Source organism: Sinobaca qinghaiensis (assembly GCF_003610495.1).
Taxonomy (GTDB): Bacteria; Bacillota; Bacilli; order Bacillales; family Marinococcaceae; genus Sinobaca; species Sinobaca qinghaiensis.
This window is the reverse complement of record NZ_RAPK01000010.1, coordinates 264,187-283,842: the sequence shown is the minus strand read 5'-3', so window position 1 is coordinate 283,842 and position 19,656 is coordinate 264,187. Positions and strand designations below refer to the sequence as shown.

Sequence of the window (19,656 nt, the reverse complement as noted above, 5' to 3'; positions counted from 1 at the left end):
TCATAGGAGGCAGTATCATGGGTAAACAATTTCCGGATAATTTTTTGTGGGGCGGCGCAACAGCGGCCAATCAGGTAGAAGGAGCTTCTCTTGAAGGAGGAAAAGGGCTGAATCTCGCAGACGTGCTGCCGGGTGGAAAGGTTCGTATGAAGCTGTTAACCCAGCCGGGCTTTGACTTTGAAATCGATAAAGAAACATACACGTACCCCAATCATGAAGCGGTTGATTTTTACCACCGCTATAAAGAAGACATTGCGCTTTTTGCGGAAATGGGATTCAAAGTATACCGCATGAGTATTGCGTGGAGCCGTATTTTTCCAAATGGAGATGAGCACGAGCCGAATGAAGAAGGGCTGGCTTTTTATGACCGCGTCTTTGATGAGCTTCATAAACACGGGATCGAACCGCTCGTAACGATTGCCCATTACGAAACGCCGCTGCATCTGATTAAAGAATACGGCGGCTGGAAAAACCGAAAGCTGATCGCTTTCTTTGAGCGTTATGTAACCGTTCTGTTTAACCGCTATAAAGATAAAGTGAAATACTGGCTGACGTTTAATGAAATCAATGGCGCCACCCACTTTCCGTTGTTTGGCCTTGGATTCTCGCCGACGAGCGAGGAAACGCGCCTTCAGGAAAGCTTCCAGGGGCTTCATCACCAATTTGTCGCCAGTGCGATTGCAGTAAAGCTTGGACACGAAATCATTCCGGAATCCCAGATTGGCTGCATGTTGATTTACGCTCCAACCTATGCCTACGATTCGAACCCGGAAAACGTCATGCATGCTTTAGAAGAAGGAAGGCTGTTTAATTTCTTCAGCGGCGATGTTCATGTCCGCGGCGAGTATCCGGCATTCATCCACCGCTATTTCAAGGAAAATGGCATTCAGATTGAAATGGAGGAAAGCGATCTGGAGACGATTAAAGAAGGCACGGTAGACTTTATTTCATTCAGCTACTACATGTCGAGAACGGAGAAAAAGGAAAAAACAACGGATGAAATCGGCGAAGGAAATCTGATCGGCGGAGTGAAGAATCCATTCCTCAAAGCAAGTGACTGGGGCTGGGAAATTGACCCGACCGGCCTGCGCGTGGCATTAAACGAGCTGTACGGCCGTTATCAGAAGCCGCTGATGGTTGTGGAAAATGGACTCGGCGCCTACGATAAGGTGGAGGAAGACGGAAGCATTATCGACGATTACCGCATAGATTACCTGCGCGGCCACATTCAGGCAATGGGGGAAGCGATTGAAGATGGAGTGGATCTGATCGGATATACATCGTGGGGATGCATTGATTTAGTAAGTGCTTCTTCAGGAGAATATTCGAAAAGGTACGGCTTTATCTACGTCGATAAGCACGACGATGGAAGCGGAACGATGGAACGAAGCAGGAAAAAGTCATTTTTCTGGTACAAAGATGTTATTAACAGCAACGGGGAAATTTTATAAAAACGAAGGGACAAGCCGTGTCAGGCTTGTCCCTTTTTCTTTATAAAAACGGCTTTCTAGTCGTTTACAGCGGTGGATACAATACAGCCCTTCTGTACATCTATCAGTCCCTGGTCCGTTAGCTTCAGCGCCGGGCTGACCGGCAGGGAGAGGGTACTGAGAGACATAAAAGGATTGTAATGGCGGTACCCCAACTGCTTCAAGGCATCGCGGACCTTCTGCACCTTTGGGGCAAACGACTGTAATGGTTCTTCGGTCAGGATGCCCCCAACAGGGAGATAGATCATGGCAAGCACTTCGCCATTTTCAACCACACAGATTCCGCCTTGGTGAGCAATGACCTCGTTGGCCGCGAGCGCCATATCGGAAGCGCTGTGTCCGGCAACGAGCAGATTATGGTTATCGTGGGAATAAGACGTAGCCACGGCTCCGCGGTCAAGAACATCGCCGCCTATGAGAACGTGGGAATGGTTTCCGTTCCTGCCGTAGCGTTCAAAAGTGGAAAGCAGGCCAAAGGAGCTGTTTTCCCACAGCAGCTCCTGTCCGGAGACAGTAATGTCGTGTTGCTCTTCCGTCGTAAATGTAGAGCCGTCCTTTACCATAATGACCCGCTGCAGCGATGAAACATCCGTTGTCAACACAGGAATACGAAAATCATCTCCTGATAAATCGGAAAGGCGGATGCTTTTATAGAAAGAATCAGGAAAAGCTTTACGGTCTGAATCCACTGCCTGATATGGGACTGAAGGCTTTCCATTTTTATAAACACGGTCCACAGTAAACGTCTCCAGATCGTTCAGCAGTACAAAGTCCGCGTTGCTTCCTGCCTTAATGGCGCCGCGGTCACTGAATCCCATGCGGCGCGCGGGTGTGAAGGTGCATGCATATAAGGCATCCTCCGGGCTCATCCCCATCCGTACCGCTTTGCGGAGAATCATATCCAGGTGGCCGGTCCGATGCAGATCGTCCGGCATAATGTCATCGGTCACAAAGCAGAAGTGTTCGTTAACGTCTTCCTGTATTAAATAGTCCATCACCGGTGCCGACATTGATTTTTCCTGAATCTCTACAAACATACCCGCTTTAATACGCTCTTCCAGCCCTTCCACGGTCTGGTGGGTATGGTCGGAGTTCACGCCGGCATACAGCATCCGCTGCAGATCCAGATCCATCAGCCGGGGGACGTGCCCTTCGATAATCATCGCAGGGTGATGGCGGCGAAGATAATCCAGCAGTTCCAGCGTCCGTCCGTTTTTCTGCTGGACGATATCGTTGTAATTCATAATTTCTCCCATACAGGCCACAGACTCCGACTGAATTAAGGTCTCCACGTCCTCGATCGCGATAGAGCCTCCCGTCGTTTCCCAATCGGTTGCCGGAACGGAGCTTGGAATGGCATAAAACATATCCACTGCGCATTCCCGGCTGACGTTGATCATCTGCTGCACCCCTTCCAGGCCGAACACATTGGCCATTTCATGCGGCTCGGGAACAATGGTAGTTATTCCGCGCTCCAATAAAGCTTCAGAAAAAACAGCAGGGGAGACCATCGAGCTTTCAATATGCAGATGAATATCGATCAGGCCTGGAATCATCCATTTGCCTTCTGCATGAACCACTGAGTCTGCCTGAAAATCAGCTGGGCCCCGATCGCCGATGTAGAAAAAACGACTATCGAGCAGCGCTGCGTTTTTCACCTCGAAGCGCTTGATATAGCTGTTGAAAACGCGGGCCCCGAGAATAAGTGTATCAACCTGCATAAGACGGAACCTCCGATTCTTCCACGAGCACCCATTTGTGGGGCGGCATATCCAGTACCACTGAATCTCCGCTCTGAAAGGGAATGGTCATTTCCTGATTGGCTGTGAAGCTGCCGTGCTCGGTCTTGACTTCATACTGATAACTTCTGCCAAGAAAAATAGCGGTAATAATTGTACCGCTCAGTTCGTTTTCCGTTACAGGCGGTCCGGCTGGTTTAATGCGGATATCGTCCGGACGGATTACTCCGGTCATACTGCCCGTGTCTTTTTCATAAGAGACGGCAAACGTGCTGTCTCCTTTATAAAAAATAGGTTTTTGGCCATTTTCACTGCGCCGGTCAAAGCGGAGGAAATTTTTAAATCCGATAAAAGAAGCCACAAAAGACGTACGGGGCCGGTGGTATATAGCTGCAGGGTGATCGAGCTGTTCAATCACGCCTTTGTTCATAATCGCGACCCGGTCGGAAATGGAAAAGCATTCTTCCTGATCATGAGATACATAAATAGCAGCAATTCCCGATTCCTGCTGGATGCGGCGGATTTCCGAGCGCATACTGACCCGCAGATTCGCATCGAGGTTGCTGAGCGGTTCATCAAATAAAAGCAGGTCCGGATTGATGACGAGCGCCCGCGCAATAGCGACGCGCTGCTTCTGGCCCCCGGAAAGCTCCTTGGGAAAGCGGTTTTCAAAGTGCTGCAAGCCGACGAGCTCAAGCATTTCCATCACCTTTGTGTATGTGTCTTTTTTGGACACTTTCCGCTGGCGCAGGCCGAATGCAATATTATCGAAGATAGACATATGGGGGAAGAGGGCATAGTTCTGAAATACAAAGCCAAAGTTGCGCTTGTTTACCGGAACGGTAGTATAATCTTTTCCGCCAACCTGGATACTTCCCTGATGGGACTGCAGAAATCCAGCTACAAGACGGAGTGTGGTCGTTTTCCCGCAGCCGCTCGGGCCGAGAAGGGAAACGAGTTCTCCTTCCGGAATATCAAGGTTGAAGTTTTCCAATATATTTGTTTTTTGATAGGCCACGGCTACGTTTTGCAGGGAAACATGTGACATAGTAAGGAAGCCTCCATTATTTTTTAGTGAAATAGGATATACCGACAAGACGCTCAATGACAAACATCAGCACAGCCGTTAATGCCATTAAGAGAACAGACAGCGCGGCAATCGTCGGATCGAAATAGTTCTCCACATAGGTAAGCATTTGAATAGGGAGTGTGCTTACGCCGGGTCCTGTCATAAAGACAGAAATATCTACATTATTAAAGGACTCGAGAAAAGCAATCAGTACCCCTGCGATAATGCCGGATTTGATATTCGGCAGAACGATGCGGAAGAATGCGCCGACGCGGCTCGCACCAAGACTGACCGCTGCTTCTTCAATCGAGAAGTCGAAGTTGTCGAGGTTGGAGGAAATGACCCGTACGATAAAAGGGAGCATGATGATCGTATGGCCTATAAAAAGCGCCGTATAAACAGGAATCTGAAAGGTTACGATAATGTAGCGTAGAAGCGCAAAACCGAGTACGATACCTGGAATCAGTACCGGAGAAATAAAGAGTGTCTGCAGAAATGCTTTTCCTTTAAATTGAAACCGGCTCATAGCATAGGCTGCCGGCAGTCCGACAAGGAGTGCCAGCATATTGCCGGCAAAGGAAACAAGAATCGATGTCTGAAAAGCCGTCATAAACATGCTGCCCTGAAAAATATTGGCATACCATTTAAGCGACCAGTTTTCAGGAGGAAACTGAAGCACACCGGCCTCACCGAACGAAGAGACAAGCATAATCACGAGCGGACCGAGTAGAAAGGTAAATACGAGTAATGTAACAAAGCCGAGCCATCGATTAGCCACGAATATTCCCTCCCCGTACAGCGACTTTGCCGGCCAGCCAGTTCATGATGCCAATCACGACAAAGGAAAGCACAATCATAATGGTGGCTACAACCGAAGCCAGCTGCCAGTCATTTAATGTCACTGCATTCTGATATAAAAAGGTCGAAATGACGCTCTCCCGTCCTCCGAGCAGGGCCGGTGTTGTATAAGCCGTAAAGCTTCCCACAAATACAAGAATACTTCCGGTCATCAGGCCGGGCACACTTAGCGGAAGCAGAATATGCCAGAAGGTAGTAGAGGCGGAAGCACCAAGGCTTTTGGCTGCCTCTACGACGTCATCGCCGATATTTTCCATCACGCCGACGAGCGTAATAATACTTAACGGCAGAAACAGATGAACCAGTCCGATAAGGATAGCCGTCGGAGTATAAAGAATCGATATCGACGTGTCGCTTCCAAACAGAGCCATCGTATTATCAATAATGCCGCCTTTCCCGAGAATAACCATCCAGCTGAAAGACCGGACGACCGGACTTGTCAGCAGTGGAAATATCGACAGCAGAAGCAGTATCATTTTCATGCGAGGCCGGCATTTGGATATGTAGTAGGCTGCAGGAAACGCCAGAAGAATGCAGATCAGTGTAGTCAGCAGGCTCGTCCGGAGCGTCACCCATAGAATATTTAAAAAGTAAGGATCCTGCAGGTACTGCATGTAGCCGGCCAGCGTAAAGGACCCGGCATCAAAAAAGGTGGAAAGAATGGTTCCGGCAATCGGGATGATCATAAATAATGTAAGTACAAGAAGACCGGGAAGAAGAAAAAGGTATTTACCATACTGCTTCATGATGAATTCTCCTTCCGCTCAGGCAGCCGGGCGACAGCTCTCTCAAACAGGCTGAAAAACAGCGGCAGATCCACACCCAGTGCGATATACGCATTAGGACTTTTCTGCAGGCGGTTTTTTTCATCCACAACGAGGCTTCCGTCCGAGATGCTGCTGCGGCATTCAATATCCGTGTAATAAGGAACGGTCTGCAGCAGTTCCGGAGTAAGGGCTGCTGCAACCGCGAGCGGATCGTGCAGTGCACAGGCTCGTACACCGTTTACGGTAAAATAACGTTCCCGGTACTGTGTTGTCACACGTTCGATCCAATCTCCCCAAAAGGGATAAGAGTGTTTGAATGCCTGCAGCCTGTCTTCAGTAAGCAGAACCTGTTTGGTTACATCGAGCCCGACCTGGGTTAACCGGGAAATACCGCTGTGCAGGACTACTTTCACTGCCTCCGGGTCCACATACGTGTTAAATTCTGCAGCCGGGGTAATATTTCCCGGCCCATGCACCACGCCGCCCATGAATATGACCTCATTGATGAGGCCGGCTGCCGCGGGATCCCGCTGCAGAGCCAGGGCAAGGTTGGTTAAAGGGCCGGTGAAAATAAGCGTTAGTTCATGCGGATAAGCGTGCAGCATTTCAATCAGGCGCTCAGGTGCATAGCCTGCGTCCGGCTTTTGAGCCAGGTATCGTTCTTCTGACATGCCGCTTATGCCGTCTTTTCCGTGAACCGCATGTTCGTACAGGGGAGCTCTTACGAGCGGACGGGAAGCGCCTTTGTATACCGGAATGTCCGGACGCTCTACGATATCAAGTACCTGCAGCGTATTGGCTGCGGCCTGGTCGAGTGATACATTTCCGTGTGTGACCGATACTGCTTTAATATCAAATGCAGGGGAGCCGCAGGCCAGAAGCAGCCCAAGCGCATCATCAACCCCTGTGTCGACATCCAGCCAGATTTTTTTTGTGGACATCATAGTGCCTCCTTTGTTTCGATAAATGAATTACTGCTGGGTTAGTTCCCGGTTCCAGCGGTCGATCCATTCTTCTGAGCGTTCATTGATCATTTCGGTATCCAACAGAATCAGGTTCTCTACCGTATCTGCTCCGTACGTGATGCCTTCTGCTTCCTCATCGGTGAGATCAAGAGTTGTATTAACGGGAGAATCCACCTTTGCTGCAGCTGCTGTTTCCTGAACTTCCGCGCTCAGCTGCCAGTTAATAAATTCTTCAGCAAGCTCCTGGTTCTCGCTTCCTTCGATAACATTCACCGTATTAACGATAGCGTAGGCGCCTTCTTCAGGTGTAACAAATTCGGTAGATGGCACGGCTTCTTTCAAGTCAGCTACGTACATCTCCATAATTGGACCGGCAGCAATTTCTCCCTGTGTAAACATGTTCACGTAGGCAGAAGTCTGGCTGTATTCATTGGCGACGTTCGGGTTCAGCTCTTTCATCTGGGCGAAAGCAGCATCTTCATCAAACGATTCACTGCCGCTGACGACAGAAGCGGCGTCGAGTACCATTGGACCAGCGGTAGCTGTAATGCTCGGCAGGCCGATGCTGCTCTCGAGTTCAGGATTCCAGAGGTCTGCCCAGGACGTGATTTCCACATCTGTTTCTTCCGGATTGTAGGCAATACCCAGCTGACTCACGGTATAGGCAGGTCCGTAATTCTCGCCGGTTGGTGCCTGGGCCATTTCATAGATGTCTTCTATATTCGGGATGTTGTCCCGGTTGATTTCAGCAAAAAGTTCATCATTGATTCCCTGCTGTGCGTAATAATCAGACAGATAAATCAAGTCGACGCTGGAGTTGCCCTGGCGGATTTTATTCAGGCGTTCTGAGTTGTTTCCTGTTTCTAGTACAATTTCTACATTATGTTCTTCTTCAAACGGGGCATACACTTCTTCACGAAAGAAATCTTCAGCAAATCCCCACGTGGATATTACCAGTTCCGTCGGCTCTTCTCCGCCTGCTGCGTCATCGGATGAACCGCAGGCAGCGAGGGGAAGCATCAGCAGGGACAAAGGAACAAGACATTTCATAGACATTTTCATTAAAAAAACCTCCAGATAGTGTAGTTGAAGCCCACCGGTGATGATGGATAGAAAAAAGGAAAATAAAAAAAGGCGGCATTATAGAGAAAATATCTATAAAGCCACCTTTATTTTGTAAACAAAGTAAAGAGAAACTTATTATTTCTGTATGCAGTTGTAAGGGTAATACGTTTGGTTTCTGAGAGATCCGCAGCGGTGGATGCCTATTTTAGAACTTGTCCAAAATCAGCTGTCCTGCCGCAGATTAACGCAGCTTAATATTGGTGAAGGCTGTCTGGGTGGGACCGTCATAATCACGAAACAAGGATTCAATCTCCCAGTGAAAGTCTTCCTCCAGTCGTTGTTTCATTCGCTGCTTGTACAGCTGCGAAAGGCGGAAATCCACCTGCTGCTTCAATTCAGGAGCAGCTTCTTCCAGCGCATTGGATCGTGGAGCTTTCTTATGTCGGGCCTGCATCGTGATAAGCGATTCTGATTCCAGAAAAGAAACCTTTAACAGCGTTGTTCCACCACCAAACAAATCAATGGAAATGTCATTGTAGAGATGGGCCAGCAGTTTTTTTGTTTCCGTCTGATTTTCTATAATATCCATCATCACCTATAAGTATTCGCTTCTTAGTAATTGATTATAGCGAAATCTCAGAGGAGGTGCAAGGGGGAATGTTCGGCAATAAGAAGAAAAAACGCAGTAAATACTGATTTAGAAAGATTTATTAGTCAAAAAAGCAAACAATATGACAGGAAACCTGACAGTATATCTGCTTTTACGAAGGTGAAAAAGAACAAGGATGCGGCATGCACAAACAGGGAATAGCAAAGGTAAAAGGAGGATTTCTCTATGAAAGACCGCATATCCCATGAGGGAATGGACGAGATTCTGAAAAAGCTGGAAGACGATTATATAAAAGCAGTCAAAGAGAACGAAAGCAGGAGCGTGGAAGAGTTTGTGGAGCAGTTTCTGTATGATTCGTGGACGTATAACGATGAGAATATCCAGAATATCAAAACCGTCTTAAGCCGCTACAGCACGGGGGAAGTGTATTCCACCACCTTTATTGGTGCCTTTAATGAGATGGTTGATCATCTCCGGGTAAAGCTGCAGGAGCTGGACGCAGAACAGGCGTATCCTGCGCTGCATAACCAGCACGGCGCCTCGTTTCTTGTCGCTTTTGTAGATGGCATGGTCATCCAGTATTTTATCGGGGTGTATACAGTGGAGCAGCTAAAGGAAATGACGCCCTACTTAAAGCAGGTGATTCTGCAGGCGCTGCAGACAGAAGCGGGCGGGCAATAACAAATTATATATAACGAAAAAAAGACAAGCGCTGGGCTTGTCTTTTTGTATTTGTTACCGGTTTTTTCTAACGGGAATCCAGATTTCACTTTTAAACGTGTCGGAATCAAAGTGCTCATTTTCATTCCAGAGTATTTCCGGACCTTCGGCCTGCTCGTACACGGAGGATGGGAACCATTCCGAATAAATACGGCCCCACGTTTCCTGCAAGGTCTCCGGAAAGGGACCGCTCACTTCGAACACCGCCCAGGTCAGGGGAGGAACGGAAAGCGTATCGTAAGAGCCGTCCGGCTTTTCTGAGACGGCGGCCCCGATATAATGGTCCAGTCCGCCTTCCTCCCGCATACGGCCTTCCGAGAAGTTCGTCGAAGCCTGAATAAGTCCTTTCGGATCGGTGCTGCTGATAGCCTGCAGTTCCTGGATTTTTTCTTTCGTAAGGGATTTCCACATTTCGGCGATTTCCGGATTTTCTCCTTCAAACACAATAGAAACCCGCTTATGGATTCCTGCAATATAAAATCCTTGTTTTTCTTCCATTCGATAGTTCATTGATTCTCCTCCTTTAATAGAAAGCTGAAAGGTCATCGGCGGATAGGCCTTCAGCTGCTGGCTGTTCTGTCTGGCTTCGGACGGTGCAAGACCGTGCAGCTGCTGGAACGCTCTGGTAAACGCATCGGGAGAGTGATACCCGTATTTTACAGCGGCATCCACAATGCGGATCTCATTCTGATTCAGCTCAAACGCAGCCAGCGTTAACCGGCGGCGCCGGACATACTCCGAGATGGAAACGCCTGCCAGAAAAGAAAACATGCGTTTAAAATGAAATTCAGAACAAAGCGCCTTTCTGGCTGCGGCTGCATAATCGATCTCGCCGTCCAGATTTTCTTCTATATACGTAAGCGCCTTGTTTAAATCATTCAGCTGATTCATCCCTTTCACCTCCTTGTTCATCTAGAATAACAGCCATGGAGGCCGGGAGTCCGCTTATCGGTGTTGTCTTCTGCAGGCTGGGTGGATATTTTTTATGTTATACATCCTAAAAGTATTAAATACCTATTGAAATAGAACAAACGTTCGTATATGCTGTATAAAAAGGAGGAAGGCAAAAATGGATTCTGTCATGATGAAAGGGTACCGCTTGAGAAAAGACGGCTCCTACCCGATGATTGTATCGAACAAGGCCATTATTCCCCATGCGAAGCATTACGAATTCGACGAAGTGCTGATAGCGGTCAGCCGCGAAGATCTGGAGCATCTGCAGTTTTCAATGGAGCGGGACAACTTTTTTAAAAAGCAGAGCCGGACGTATCTGTCCTTGTAAGCAGATAGGATCAAGGTTTATGAGAGAGACATCGCGTCTCTCTTTTTTTATGGGCAAAGGGGTCTCTTTCCAAAAATAACTGGATATACATGCCAATCTGCGTTAAAATTTCTTATAAATCAGAATATTTATACAATTTTTAAATGCACTGGCAGTTACGTGATGAAGAACAGATCGAACAACGAAGCATCTGCCTAGGAAAAAGTGAAGCTGGATAATTATGTTTAAAAAACTTCTGCTTGGTCAGCCCCTGGAAGAAAATTAGATTAATACAGAATTGAACATAAAACAGAATTCAGTAGAGCCGGACTCTAAATGCCTGAAAGCGTCTGAGTGAAGTGAAATTGATGCCGGAACACCGGCGTATGGTTAAAGCATTTCATAGACAGGACTCTCTTTTTACCTGAGTACACAGAGGACATTTGAAAATTTGAGTGAGGTGACTGATAGTGACTGATTTTACAACACGCTACAGCTATGGCGGCGATGAATTCATATTCGTCGAACTCAGTGAAGAAATGACTTTGGAAGTAAACTTTCAGGCGATGGCGATCACGAAAAAACTGAGAGAGCAGCAGATGCCCGGCATTTTGGATATCTGCCCATCGAACGCCTCCTACATGGTGCGTTATAACCCGGATGTACTTCCGGCAGCGGAGCTGATTGATGAGCTGAAACGATTGGAAAGCTCTGCCCAAAACCTCGATGATATTGTCATTAACTCCCGGCTCGTCGATGTGCCTGTTCTGTTTGAGGACCCGTGGACGCATGACGCGGTCATGCAGTTCCGGGACCGGCATCAGGATCCGGAATCGACCGATCTGGAATATGCGGCGCGGATTAACGGCTATGAGTCAAAGGAAGCCTTTATCGAGGCGGTCACCGGCTCCCCGTTTTTAGTATCGATGATCGGGTTTGTTCCTGGGCTTCCGTTTTGTTTTCAAATTGTGCCGCGCGAAAAACAGATTGAAGTACCAAAATACGTCCGGCCCCGTACTTTCACGCCGGAACGATGCTTTGGGTTTGGCGGAGGGTTTTCGGTCGTCTATCCGGTGCAGGGCGCAGGCGGATACCAGATGTTTGGCATTTCAGCGTCCCCCGTGTTTGATAAAGAGCAGAAACTTCCCGATTTTCAGGATTCGATCGTCTTTCCCCGTCAGGGCGACATTTTCCGCTACCGCGGCATTACACGTGAAGAGTACGACGACGTCCGTGCCGATGTGGAAGCGGGCACGTTTGCCTATCATAAAAAAGACTTCACGTTCCGCCCCGACGATGTGCTGAAAGATCCTGCCGGATTTTCTGAAATGGTGCTGGGGAGGTTATATCATGATTAACGTATTAAAGCCGGGTCTGCAGACGACGGTACAGGATGATGGAAGAGTCGGCTACTACGAAACGGGCATGCCGCCCTCAGGGGCCGTTGATCAATACTCCTATGCCGTGGCAAATATGTTAGCCGGAAATAAAAAAGGAGCAGCCGTGCTTGAGATTACGTATATGGGTCCGGCTCTTGAGTTTCAGGAGGATGCGGTGATTGCGATCACGGGAGGGGTGATTCCTCCGCAGATTAATGAAGCACCGGTCCCGATGTGGGAGACGCTCGAAGTGAAAAAAGGCGACGTTCTGACCTTTGATTTCGTAAAGCAGGGGGCCAGAGCCTACCTCGCGGCAGCCGGTGGAATTGACGTACCGGTCATTATGGATTCGAGATCCACCTATACGCTGTGCGGGATCGGCGGTTTTGACGGCCGGGCTCTGCAGGAGGGCGACGTGCTCTCTATCGGAAACATGCAGGAGAAAGAGGTCAAGCCGGGCACCCGGGTGACCGGTGAGTATATCCCGGAGTTCTCCGCCAATCACGAAATACGCGTCATTATCGGTTTATGCAGCTACAGGCTGACCGAAGAAAGCAAGCAGCGCTTCCTGGACATCGAGTGGACGGTTACGCCCGAAGCAAATCGGGTCGGCTACCGCCTGAAGGGGGAACGACTTGATTTTGTGCCGCGTGAGCAGCCGTTTGGAGCAGGAAGCAACCCGTCCAACGTAGTAGATCTCGGTTATCCGATCGGCTCCATTCAAGTCCCGGACGGCATTGAACCGATTGCGCTGTTAAATGATGCCGTAACCGGCGGAGGGTATGCGCCGGTGGCGACGATCATCAGCACAGACCTGAACCGTATCGGCCAGGCAAAAACGAATGAAAAGATAAAGTTTATTTCCGTCACCCTGGAAGAAGCACTGGAGGCCCGGCAGCAGAACAACCGTAAGCTTGCAGAAGTAAAACAAATGATGCAGTCGAGTTAACCAAAGGAGGAAGCAGAGGATGAAAGAAATCGTATCTTCATTACCGGGCGTATTTTACAGAAGACCGGAACCGGATAAGCCTGTATTTGTTGAAGAAGGAGATGAGGTTAAAGCCGGGGATACTATCGGACTGATTGAGGTCATGAAAAGCTTCCAGGAAGTTAAAGCAGAAGCCGACGGCGTGATTAAAAGTATTAAAGTCGAAGACAAAGCTGTCGTGGATGCCGGACAAGTAGTGGCAGAACTGGAATAACCTACAGGGGAGTGGCGGTATGAGCTATTTTAAAAAGGTGTTGATTGCCAACCGGGGTGAAATTGCGCGGCGGATTATCAAAACGTGCCATCGACTGGGGATTGAAACGGTGGCAGTGTACTCGGATGCCGATGCGGACACGCCGTGTGTAAAAGAGGCGGGTGAAGCCAGGCACATCGGAGGCTCGCAGGCTAAAGAGAGTTACCTGAACATGGAGAAAATTATACAGACGGCAAAGGACACAGGTGCAGACGCGATCCATCCCGGCTACGGTTTTTTATCAGAAAATACGAAGTTCACGAAACTGTGCGAAGACGCGGGCATTACTTTTATTGGGCCGGACGCTGAAAAAATTCAGCTGATGGGAGATAAAATTGAAGCGAGGCGCCACATGCAGAAGGCAGGAGTCCCGGTCGTTCCGGGCTGGGACGGAAAGCTTGATTCCGCTGAGCATGCACTCGAGATTGCCGAAGAGCTAGGCTATCCGCTCATGCTGAAAGCAAGTGCCGGGGGCGGCGGCATCGGGATGCATATTGTCTACAACAAAGAAGAGCTCACAAAAAGCTTCTCTTCCGCCCAGCAGACGGCCGGCGCGTCATTCGGCGACGATACCGTGTTTTTGGAGCGGTTTATTGAACATGCCCGCCATATCGAAGTCCAGATCGCCGCAGACCATAAGGGGCATGCGATTCACCTCTTTGAACGGGAATGTTCGATCCAGCGCCGCAATCAGAAAGTGATCGAGGAAAGCCCATCCCCTTTTTTAACAGAAGCACTGCGCAGAAAGCTTTGTGAAACGGCGGTTACAGGAGTGAAGGAAATTGGCTATACGAATGCAGGGACGGTGGAGTTTATTTTTGATGATGAGACCGGCGACTTTTATTTCCTGGAAATGAATACAAGGCTGCAGGTGGAGCATCCTGTCACAGAAGAAATTACCGGTATTGATCTCGTGGAGCTGCAGTTAAAAATTGCAGCGGGAGAGGATATCGGCTTCACCCAGGCAGATATTAAACATAACGGCTACGCGATAGAAGCGCGTCTGTATGCGGAAGACCCTGACACCTATTTCCCGTCTCCGGGTAAACTGACAAAGCTTAAGCTCCCGGAAGGGATAGGGCGATTTGATTTTGCTTATGAAGAAGGCAACACCGTCTCTCCTTTTTACGATCCGATGGTTGGCAAAATTATCGTTCATGGAGCAAATCGGGAAGAAGCGCTCGACTGGCTCGATAATGTGCTGGACGGCATAGAAATAGAAGGTATCACAACCAATCTGCCTTTACTTAAACAACTCGTAAATGAAAAAGATTTCCGGGAAGGCAGCTACACGACGAACTATCTGCAGACAAGAAAAGCAGGGAGGGAGTGAGGAAATGAAAGTGGATTTGAACTGCGATATGGGGGAGAGCTTTGGCATGTATCAACTCGGAAATGACGAAGAGATGATGCAGTATATTACTTCTGCCAACATCGCATGCGGCTATCACGCCGGGGACCCTGTAACAATGCGGAAAACAGTGGAGCTTGCAGGCGAACATGGGGTTCAGATCGGCGCGCACCCGGCGTTTCCGGATTTGATGGGATTCGGCCGCAGGCAGCTCGACTGCACTCCGGAAGAGATAAAAGATTATGTTACGTATCAATTAGGCGCCCTGCGGGAGTTTGCGAGCCAGTATGGCCGGCCTGTCGCCCACTGCAAACCCCACGGCGCGATGTACATGCGGGCAATGGAAGACGAAAAAACAGCCAGAGCAGTGCTTGAAGCGCTTGCCGCACTGAATGACGATATTATTGTGTTTGCGATGAATAATTCAGCCGTAGCTGAAATGGGAGAAAAGATGGGGGTACGGGTGGCCAAAGAAACCTATGCTGACCGGGAGCATACGGAAACAGGATCGATTATTATGACCCGAAAAGGCTCCGCGGCGTCCGATGTGGAAACAATGGCAGAGCGTGTTGTTCGAATGGTAAAAGAAGGTAAAGTTATGGCTCATACTGGAAACGACGTAAATGTCACGGCCGATACGGTCTGCATTCACGGGGATACCCCGGGAGCTGTCGAACTGGCAAAAACGATTCATCATCAACTGAGAAAAAATGATATCGAGGTCGCGCCGGCCCATGCTGTCCTGAAATAATAAAGCGGCAGGGAACAACACAGCGGAGTGCCCGCTGTGTTGTTTTGCTGTTAGTAAAGGTCGTTATTAAGCGTTTTCCTCTTTGATCCACGCCCAGGCATCCGTCATGTCTGCTTTATCAAAATGCTTCACGGTAATGCCGGGAAGAATATTACCTGCATTTACAGCGGTCTCCATCCATTTTTTGTCGCTCAGCACTGCAAATTTCTGAAACTGTCCCCAGCGTTTGGCATCAAACATATTGCCTTCAATGAGTCCTTTAAGAGTCGTTTTGTCGACATCGTTAAAAATAACGAATCCGTTAAACGGCTGATCACTGCCAAACTGCTTTTCTACAAACGCATCGAGGTTTCTTGCATCTTCTCCGGTAATCGTTCCTTTTACTTCTACGGCCACCGTATATTTATCTTCGCTCGGAAGAAATGTAAACATCGTATCGTCTCCTCTATTTTATTAGTCTGCTTATTACAGGCGTTTCCCTAAGGAAAAATAACCAAACGCGAAAGCAGGTACAAATCGAAGAAAAACTATGGTACACTTTTTAAATCGTAATCATTACGATTTAAACAAGGAGGAAAATAAAATGAAAAAAGTACCTGTGACTGTATTGAGCGGCTACCTGGGAGCCGGAAAAACAACGATGATGAACCACATTCTTTCCAACCGGGAAGGGCTGAAGGCGGCGGTTATCGTTAATGATATGAGTGAAGTAAACGTGGATGCTGCCTTAATTGAACAAGGCGGATTCTCGCGGACGGAGGAAAAAATGGTGGAGCTGTCCAACGGCTGTATCTGCTGCACGCTGCGGGAGGATCTGCTTATTGAAGTGAAACGGCTGGCAGAAAATGGAGAGCTGGACTGCATTTTAATTGAGTCGAGTGGTATCAGCGAACCGGTGCCGGTGGCGCAGACGCTCAGCTACGTGGATGAAGAGAGCGGTATTGATCTGACATCGGTCTGCACGCTTGATACAATGGTGACCGTCGTCGATGCGGCTCGTTTCTGGGAAGACTTTGGGTCGGATGATACGCTGTTAAGCCGACAGCAGGGAACAGATGAAGAAGACACCCGTACGATTGTAGATCTGCTCGTAGACCAGATTGAATTTTGCAACGTGCTCGTTGTGAATAAGATTGACAGTCTGCCGGAACCAGGCCGTCAGCAGCTTCTGGCTCTGCTTCGTAAACTGCAGCCGGACGCGCGAATTATTGAAACGAACTATGGGCAGGTTGCGCTTCAGGACGTAGTTGGCACAGGGTTGTTTGATTTTGAGACTGCCAGTGAATCAGCGGGATGGCTGCAGGAACTGGAGCAGGAGGAGCACGAGCCGGAAACAGAAGAGTATGGCATCAGCTCCATGATATACAGACGGCGCCGGCCGTTTCAGCTGGAGCGCCTGACGCAGTGGTTCGATGAACACGGACATAAAATCGCCCGGGCAAAAGGTATCGTCTGGATTAGTTCTCATAACACGCAGGCGCTGACCCTTTCCCAGGCGGGAAGAAGCGTGATTGTAGAACCTGTGGCTTACTGGGTCGATGCGCTGCCAAAAGCAGAACAGGTCCAGACACTTCTGGATAATCCGGAGGTGCGGGAGGAACTCGAACAGGAGCCTTACGGCGACCGGAAAATAGAAACGGTATTTATCGGCATAGACCTTGATAAAAGCTGGCTCGAAGCGTCGCTTGACACTTGCCTGTTGACGGATGAAGAAATGGCGGAAGTGAATGTAAAAGAAACGATAGCGAGTATATGATAGAAAAAAACCTTTCACCCAAATAAAGGGCGGAAGGTTTTTATTCATGCTATAAAATAGGACTCAGCAGCCTGGCAAATCCTTCTCTTGCTTTAATATGCCAGGCGCGCCTGTTGTATATGTCTTTTGTGAGCATGCGGCACTGGGCCGCGTCGGTTTCAAACAAGGATTCCAGCTCGAGCGCAAGCTTGTTGTTGTACACAATGGCATTCACTTCAAAGTTCAGGCGGAAGCTTCTGGCATCGAGATTAGTCGTTCCTACGGTGGAAGCTTCGCCGTCAATCACAAGGGTTTTGGCATGCAGAAATCCGCCGTCATACAAATACGCCTGCGCCCCGTAATCAAGCAGTTCCCCCAAAAACGACCAGGAGGCCCACATTACAAAGGGGTGGTCCTTTTTGCCGGGAATCATAATATGCAGCTCCACGCCGGAGAGAAGCGCCATTTTGCAGGCATCAATGAAGCTTTGATCCGGAATGAAGTAGGGGGTCTGGATATAGATCCGGTGTTCGGCTCTTAAAATCATATGGATCATCGCATTTTTTAAATGCTCCGTGCGGGAGTTTGGGCCGCTTGCAACAATTTGGACTGCCGCCGTGTCTTCAATTGCATGCGGGGCAAATTCAAACCACTCCTCCGGGTCCGGCCGTCCTGAACCGGCATAATGCCAGTCCATAATAAAGCGCTCCTGAATCTGATAAACGGCGTCTCCTTCCAGACGAAGGTGGGTGTCTCGCCAGTAGCCGAACTTCTCAGCTTCCCCGAGATACTCCGTTCCCACATTAAAGCCGCCGATGTAGCCGATTTTTCCATCGATAACGCAGAGCTTGCGGTGATTACGGTTGTTAATCCGCAGATTAATATACTTAAACAGGGACGGGAAGAAAACACGGACTTCTCCTTTATAGGAAGCGAGCTCTTCAAAATCAGAGGACTTCAGATGCATCGAGCCGATGCCGTCATACAAAATCCGGACTTTCACGCCTTCCCTGGCTTTTTCCGTTAAAATATCGAGAAGCTTCCGGCCCAGCGGATCCCGCTTAATAATAAAATATTGAATATTAATCTCGGTCCGGGCCTGCTGCATATCCTCCATCATCTTATTGAACTTCTGGTTGCCGTCATGAAGCAGGGAAATCCGGTTATGAAAGCTGAGAAGGGCTTTACTTCCGCGAAGGTTCATCGCAGCGAGTGAATCGTATTTTGAGCTCGTGTGAATCTTCAATTTTGCCTTATTGTCGGGAGAATCAAGCTGCATAAGCTGAGTGTGAATATGACCGGAATGATAGGCCTGTTCTTCCCGGGTCAGACGGTAGAAGTTTTCTTGTTTCATCTGCCGTCCTAAAAATAGATACAACAGGAAGCCGATAATCGGCAGAAAAAACAGGATGAGCAGCCACGCCCACGTAGAACCGGCATCCCGGCGCTCATTAAAAATAAGAAAAATGGCTAATACGAGGTTAACGAATAAAAGAATATTGACGCTCCAGGAAAACCAGTCCATTCTCATTCCTCCTTTATCAGTTATCTCTTACTAGTATTGTATTCTATTTAGAAAAGATATGTACTTTTATTAAGTAAAGGTTTTCTCATTAAATTCTAATCTTCATCTCATAGCAGGTTAATCCAGGAAAGATACAATATCCTTATACAACAAAGGTGGTATTTTACATGAAAAAAGCAATAGTGGGATTGTCGGCTGTGTTTCTATTGGCGGCCTGCGGAGATGATGTGGTAGATATGGAAGAGGAGTCCTCGGGCAGCGGAGAACAGTCTGTACAGGAGGAATCAACAGAAGCGGACAACCAGGCAGATGAGGAAGGTTCAACTACGGAACAGGAAGAATCGGCAGAACAGGTGGACTCTGCGGCTGAAACGCAGGGACAGGCATCGAATGTACAAGAATTTGATCTGCACCTGGAGTTCTTAAATGATGAAGAGTGGGAATATGAATACGAGCGTAATAACAGCCAGGGCATGGAAGTGGACCGGGATGGCGAAGAAGCCATTTTGGGAGCTGATGCGGAAGCTGAAATCGAAGGCCTGCTCGGAGAGATCAATATTACAACGGATCGTCCGCTGCTCGACATGAAGCAGGAAGTACTGGAAGTACTGAACGTATCCGAAGATGAACTGGAGGACATGGATCTGGAAATCGAATATGACGGTGGAGAAACGATCGAATTTGATCATGAAACCGCAGGTGGAGGAGAGCCCGGTGCTGCAAGGCAGCTGAATATGGATATTGAGCTGACAAATAGCGGCAGCTGGGAATATGACTACGAAGCCGATGAGCCTGAAGCTGAAATAGAGCAGGGGGATGGAAGAGAGATAGAAGGACAGGAAGCAGTATCGGAAGCAGAAGCGCTGCTTGATAGTATTTCTATTACGATGGACTATTCTATCGATGAAATGAAGCAGGAAGTGCTGGGTGAACTCGGACTCACTGAAGAAGACGTACAGGATTTTGATATAGACGTGGAATATGAGAGTGGGGAATCCGTAAAGTTTAAGCATGATAAAGAATAAATGAAGTTCTGCAGGATGGCTTATGCCACCCTGCAGGCTTTTTTGTTATACAAAATATGTTCAAAAGTAAAACAAAGACTAAAGAACTAAAGTAAATAAAAAAAT

Annotated in this window: 20 protein-coding genes; 10 read left to right on the top strand and 10 right to left on the bottom strand. The window is 48.4% G+C overall.

Translation table 11 applies throughout. The features are described from left to right. The first annotated feature begins 17 nt into the window (after positions 1-17). Positions 18-1,451, top strand: a complete 1,434-nt coding sequence (locus ATL39_RS13415) for a glycoside hydrolase family 1 protein (protein ID WP_120193863.1) — start codon at positions 18-20, stop codon at positions 1,449-1,451. 56 nt (positions 1,452-1,507) lie between these two features. Here the strand turns inward: ATL39_RS13415 and ATL39_RS13410 are convergent, their stop codons facing one another. The 7 genes from ATL39_RS13410 to ATL39_RS13380 all read right to left on the bottom strand — a co-directional run bounded on the left by ATL39_RS13410 (position 1,508) and on the right by ATL39_RS13380 (position 8,545). Continuing rightward, on the bottom strand, positions 1,508-3,211 hold the full coding sequence (locus ATL39_RS13410; protein WP_120193862.1) for an adenine deaminase C-terminal domain-containing protein: 1,704 nt from the start codon (positions 3,209-3,211) through the stop codon (positions 1,508-1,510). Next, on the bottom strand, positions 3,201-4,277 hold the full coding sequence (locus ATL39_RS13405) for an ABC transporter ATP-binding protein (protein ID WP_120193861.1): 1,077 nt from the start codon (positions 4,275-4,277) through the stop codon (positions 3,201-3,203). The genes ATL39_RS13410 and ATL39_RS13405 overlap by 11 nt, the downstream gene beginning before the upstream one ends. Before the next feature lie 16 nt (positions 4,278-4,293). Beyond that, positions 4,294-5,076: an ABC transporter permease gene (locus ATL39_RS13400; RefSeq protein ID WP_425453006.1), complete on the bottom strand. Its 783-nt coding sequence runs from the start codon at positions 5,074-5,076 to the stop codon at positions 4,294-4,296. Next, positions 5,069-5,902 (bottom strand): ABC transporter permease, encoded by an 834-nt coding sequence (locus ATL39_RS13395; protein ID WP_120193860.1) that lies wholly within the window; start codon positions 5,900-5,902, stop codon positions 5,069-5,071. Before ATL39_RS13395 ends, ATL39_RS13400 begins: the two co-directional genes overlap by 8 nt. Beyond that, the gene (locus tag ATL39_RS13390; protein ID WP_245960993.1) at positions 5,899-6,867 is read right to left on the bottom strand and encodes a nucleoside hydrolase; all 969 of its coding nucleotides are present in this window, start codon (positions 6,865-6,867) and stop codon (positions 5,899-5,901) included. The genes ATL39_RS13395 and ATL39_RS13390 overlap by 4 nt, the downstream gene beginning before the upstream one ends. Positions 6,868-6,894: 27 nt before the next feature. Then, on the bottom strand, positions 6,895-7,950 hold the full coding sequence (locus ATL39_RS13385) for an ABC transporter substrate-binding protein (RefSeq protein ID WP_120193858.1): 1,056 nt from the start codon (positions 7,948-7,950) through the stop codon (positions 6,895-6,897). A gap of 244 nt (positions 7,951-8,194) precedes the next feature. After that, positions 8,195-8,545, bottom strand: a complete 351-nt coding sequence (locus tag ATL39_RS13380; protein ID WP_342768789.1) for a DUF2294 domain-containing protein — start codon at positions 8,543-8,545, stop codon at positions 8,195-8,197. 243 nt (positions 8,546-8,788) lie between these two features. Between ATL39_RS13380 and ATL39_RS13375 the strand changes: the two genes are divergently transcribed. Further along, a complete protein-coding gene (locus tag ATL39_RS13375; protein ID WP_120193856.1) occupies positions 8,789-9,244 on the top strand; it encodes a hypothetical protein in 456 nt (151 codons plus the stop codon). A gap of 54 nt (positions 9,245-9,298) precedes the next feature. Here ATL39_RS13375 and ATL39_RS13370 read toward each other — a convergent pair whose 3' ends face one another. Continuing rightward, positions 9,299-10,174 (bottom strand): AraC family transcriptional regulator, encoded by an 876-nt coding sequence (locus ATL39_RS13370; protein WP_120193855.1) that lies wholly within the window; start codon positions 10,172-10,174, stop codon positions 9,299-9,301. Between the two features lie 178 nt (positions 10,175-10,352). On the opposite strand from ATL39_RS13370, the gene ATL39_RS13365 reads away from it, so the two are divergent. From ATL39_RS13365 to ATL39_RS13340, 6 genes are all read left to right on the top strand, one after another. Next, entirely contained in the window at positions 10,353-10,565 is a 213-nt protein-coding gene (locus tag ATL39_RS13365; RefSeq protein ID WP_120193854.1) for a hypothetical protein, read from the top strand. A gap of 449 nt (positions 10,566-11,014) precedes the next feature. Further along, positions 11,015-11,902, top strand: coding sequence for a 5-oxoprolinase subunit B family protein (locus ATL39_RS13360; RefSeq protein WP_120193853.1), 888 nt, complete (start codon positions 11,015-11,017; stop codon positions 11,900-11,902). After that, entirely contained in the window at positions 11,895-12,872 is a 978-nt protein-coding gene (locus tag ATL39_RS13355) for a 5-oxoprolinase subunit C family protein (RefSeq protein ID WP_120193852.1), read from the top strand. The genes ATL39_RS13360 and ATL39_RS13355 overlap by 8 nt, the downstream gene beginning before the upstream one ends. Positions 12,873-12,891: 19 nt before the next feature. Next, the gene (locus ATL39_RS13350) at positions 12,892-13,125 is read left to right on the top strand and encodes an acetyl-CoA carboxylase (RefSeq protein ID WP_120193851.1); all 234 of its coding nucleotides are present in this window, start codon (positions 12,892-12,894) and stop codon (positions 13,123-13,125) included. A 19-nt stretch (positions 13,126-13,144) separates the two neighbouring features. After that, positions 13,145-14,497 (top strand): acetyl-CoA carboxylase biotin carboxylase subunit, encoded by a 1,353-nt coding sequence (locus tag ATL39_RS13345; protein ID WP_120193850.1) that lies wholly within the window; start codon positions 13,145-13,147, stop codon positions 14,495-14,497. 4 nt (positions 14,498-14,501) lie between these two features. Then, entirely contained in the window at positions 14,502-15,266 is a 765-nt protein-coding gene (locus ATL39_RS13340) for a LamB/YcsF family protein (RefSeq protein WP_120193849.1), read from the top strand. A gap of 66 nt (positions 15,267-15,332) precedes the next feature. On the opposite strand, the gene ATL39_RS13335 is transcribed toward ATL39_RS13340, so the two are convergent. Next, positions 15,333-15,698: a SpoIIAA family protein gene (locus ATL39_RS13335; RefSeq protein WP_120193848.1), complete on the bottom strand. Its 366-nt coding sequence runs from the start codon at positions 15,696-15,698 to the stop codon at positions 15,333-15,335. A gap of 151 nt (positions 15,699-15,849) precedes the next feature. On the opposite strand from ATL39_RS13335, the gene ATL39_RS13330 reads away from it, so the two are divergent. Further along, positions 15,850-17,022: a GTP-binding protein gene (locus ATL39_RS13330; RefSeq protein ID WP_120193847.1), complete on the top strand. Its 1,173-nt coding sequence runs from the start codon at positions 15,850-15,852 to the stop codon at positions 17,020-17,022. 49 nt (positions 17,023-17,071) lie between these two features. Here ATL39_RS13330 and cls read toward each other — a convergent pair whose 3' ends face one another. Then, positions 17,072-18,526 carry a cardiolipin synthase gene (gene cls, locus ATL39_RS13325; protein WP_120193846.1) on the bottom strand — a complete coding sequence of 485 codons (1,455 nt, stop codon included), beginning with the start codon at positions 18,524-18,526 and terminating at the stop codon, positions 17,072-17,074. Positions 18,527-18,693: 167 nt separating this feature from the next. Between cls and ATL39_RS13320 the strand changes: the two genes are divergently transcribed. After that, complete coding sequence (locus ATL39_RS13320; protein ID WP_120193845.1) at positions 18,694-19,551, top strand: YusW family protein; 858 nt, start codon at positions 18,694-18,696, stop codon at positions 19,549-19,551. Positions 19,552-19,656 lie beyond the last annotated feature (105 nt).

What these genes read in the sequence shown, in the direction of transcription:
- ATL39_RS13415 (WP_120193863.1), top strand. Translation starts at nt 18, where the DNA reads ATGGGTAAACAATTTCCGGATAATTTTTTGTGGGGCGGCGCAACAGCG.
- ATL39_RS13410 (WP_120193862.1), bottom strand. Translation starts at nt 3,211, where the DNA reads ATGCAGGTTGATACACTTATTCTCGGGGCCCGCGTTTTCAACAGCTAT.
- ATL39_RS13405 (WP_120193861.1), bottom strand. Translation starts at nt 4,277, where the DNA reads ATGTCACATGTTTCCCTGCAAAACGTAGCCGTGGCCTATCAAAAAACA.
- ATL39_RS13395 (WP_120193860.1), bottom strand. Translation starts at nt 5,902, where the DNA reads ATGAAGCAGTATGGTAAATACCTTTTTCTTCTTCCCGGTCTTCTTGTA.
- ATL39_RS13390 (WP_245960993.1), bottom strand. Translation starts at nt 6,867, where the DNA reads ATGATGTCCACAAAAAAAATCTGGCTGGATGTCGACACAGGGGTTGAT.
- ATL39_RS13385 (WP_120193858.1), bottom strand. Translation starts at nt 7,950, where the DNA reads ATGAAAATGTCTATGAAATGTCTTGTTCCTTTGTCCCTGCTGATGCTT.
- ATL39_RS13380 (WP_342768789.1), bottom strand. Translation starts at nt 8,545, where the DNA reads ATGATGGATATTATAGAAAATCAGACGGAAACAAAAAAACTGCTGGCC.
- ATL39_RS13375 (WP_120193856.1), top strand. Translation starts at nt 8,789, where the DNA reads ATGAAAGACCGCATATCCCATGAGGGAATGGACGAGATTCTGAAAAAG.
- ATL39_RS13370 (WP_120193855.1), bottom strand. Translation starts at nt 10,174, where the DNA reads ATGAATCAGCTGAATGATTTAAACAAGGCGCTTACGTATATAGAAGAA.
- ATL39_RS13365 (WP_120193854.1), top strand. Translation starts at nt 10,353, where the DNA reads ATGGATTCTGTCATGATGAAAGGGTACCGCTTGAGAAAAGACGGCTCC.
- ATL39_RS13355 (WP_120193852.1), top strand. Translation starts at nt 11,895, where the DNA reads ATGATTAACGTATTAAAGCCGGGTCTGCAGACGACGGTACAGGATGAT.
- ATL39_RS13350 (WP_120193851.1), top strand. Translation starts at nt 12,892, where the DNA reads ATGAAAGAAATCGTATCTTCATTACCGGGCGTATTTTACAGAAGACCG.
- ATL39_RS13345 (WP_120193850.1), top strand. Translation starts at nt 13,145, where the DNA reads ATGAGCTATTTTAAAAAGGTGTTGATTGCCAACCGGGGTGAAATTGCG.
- ATL39_RS13340 (WP_120193849.1), top strand. Translation starts at nt 14,502, where the DNA reads ATGAAAGTGGATTTGAACTGCGATATGGGGGAGAGCTTTGGCATGTAT.
- ATL39_RS13335 (WP_120193848.1), bottom strand. Translation starts at nt 15,698, where the DNA reads ATGTTTACATTTCTTCCGAGCGAAGATAAATATACGGTGGCCGTAGAA.
- ATL39_RS13330 (WP_120193847.1), top strand. Translation starts at nt 15,850, where the DNA reads ATGAAAAAAGTACCTGTGACTGTATTGAGCGGCTACCTGGGAGCCGGA.
- cls (WP_120193846.1), bottom strand. Translation starts at nt 18,526, where the DNA reads ATGGACTGGTTTTCCTGGAGCGTCAATATTCTTTTATTCGTTAACCTC.
- ATL39_RS13320 (WP_120193845.1), top strand. Translation starts at nt 18,694, where the DNA reads ATGAAAAAAGCAATAGTGGGATTGTCGGCTGTGTTTCTATTGGCGGCC.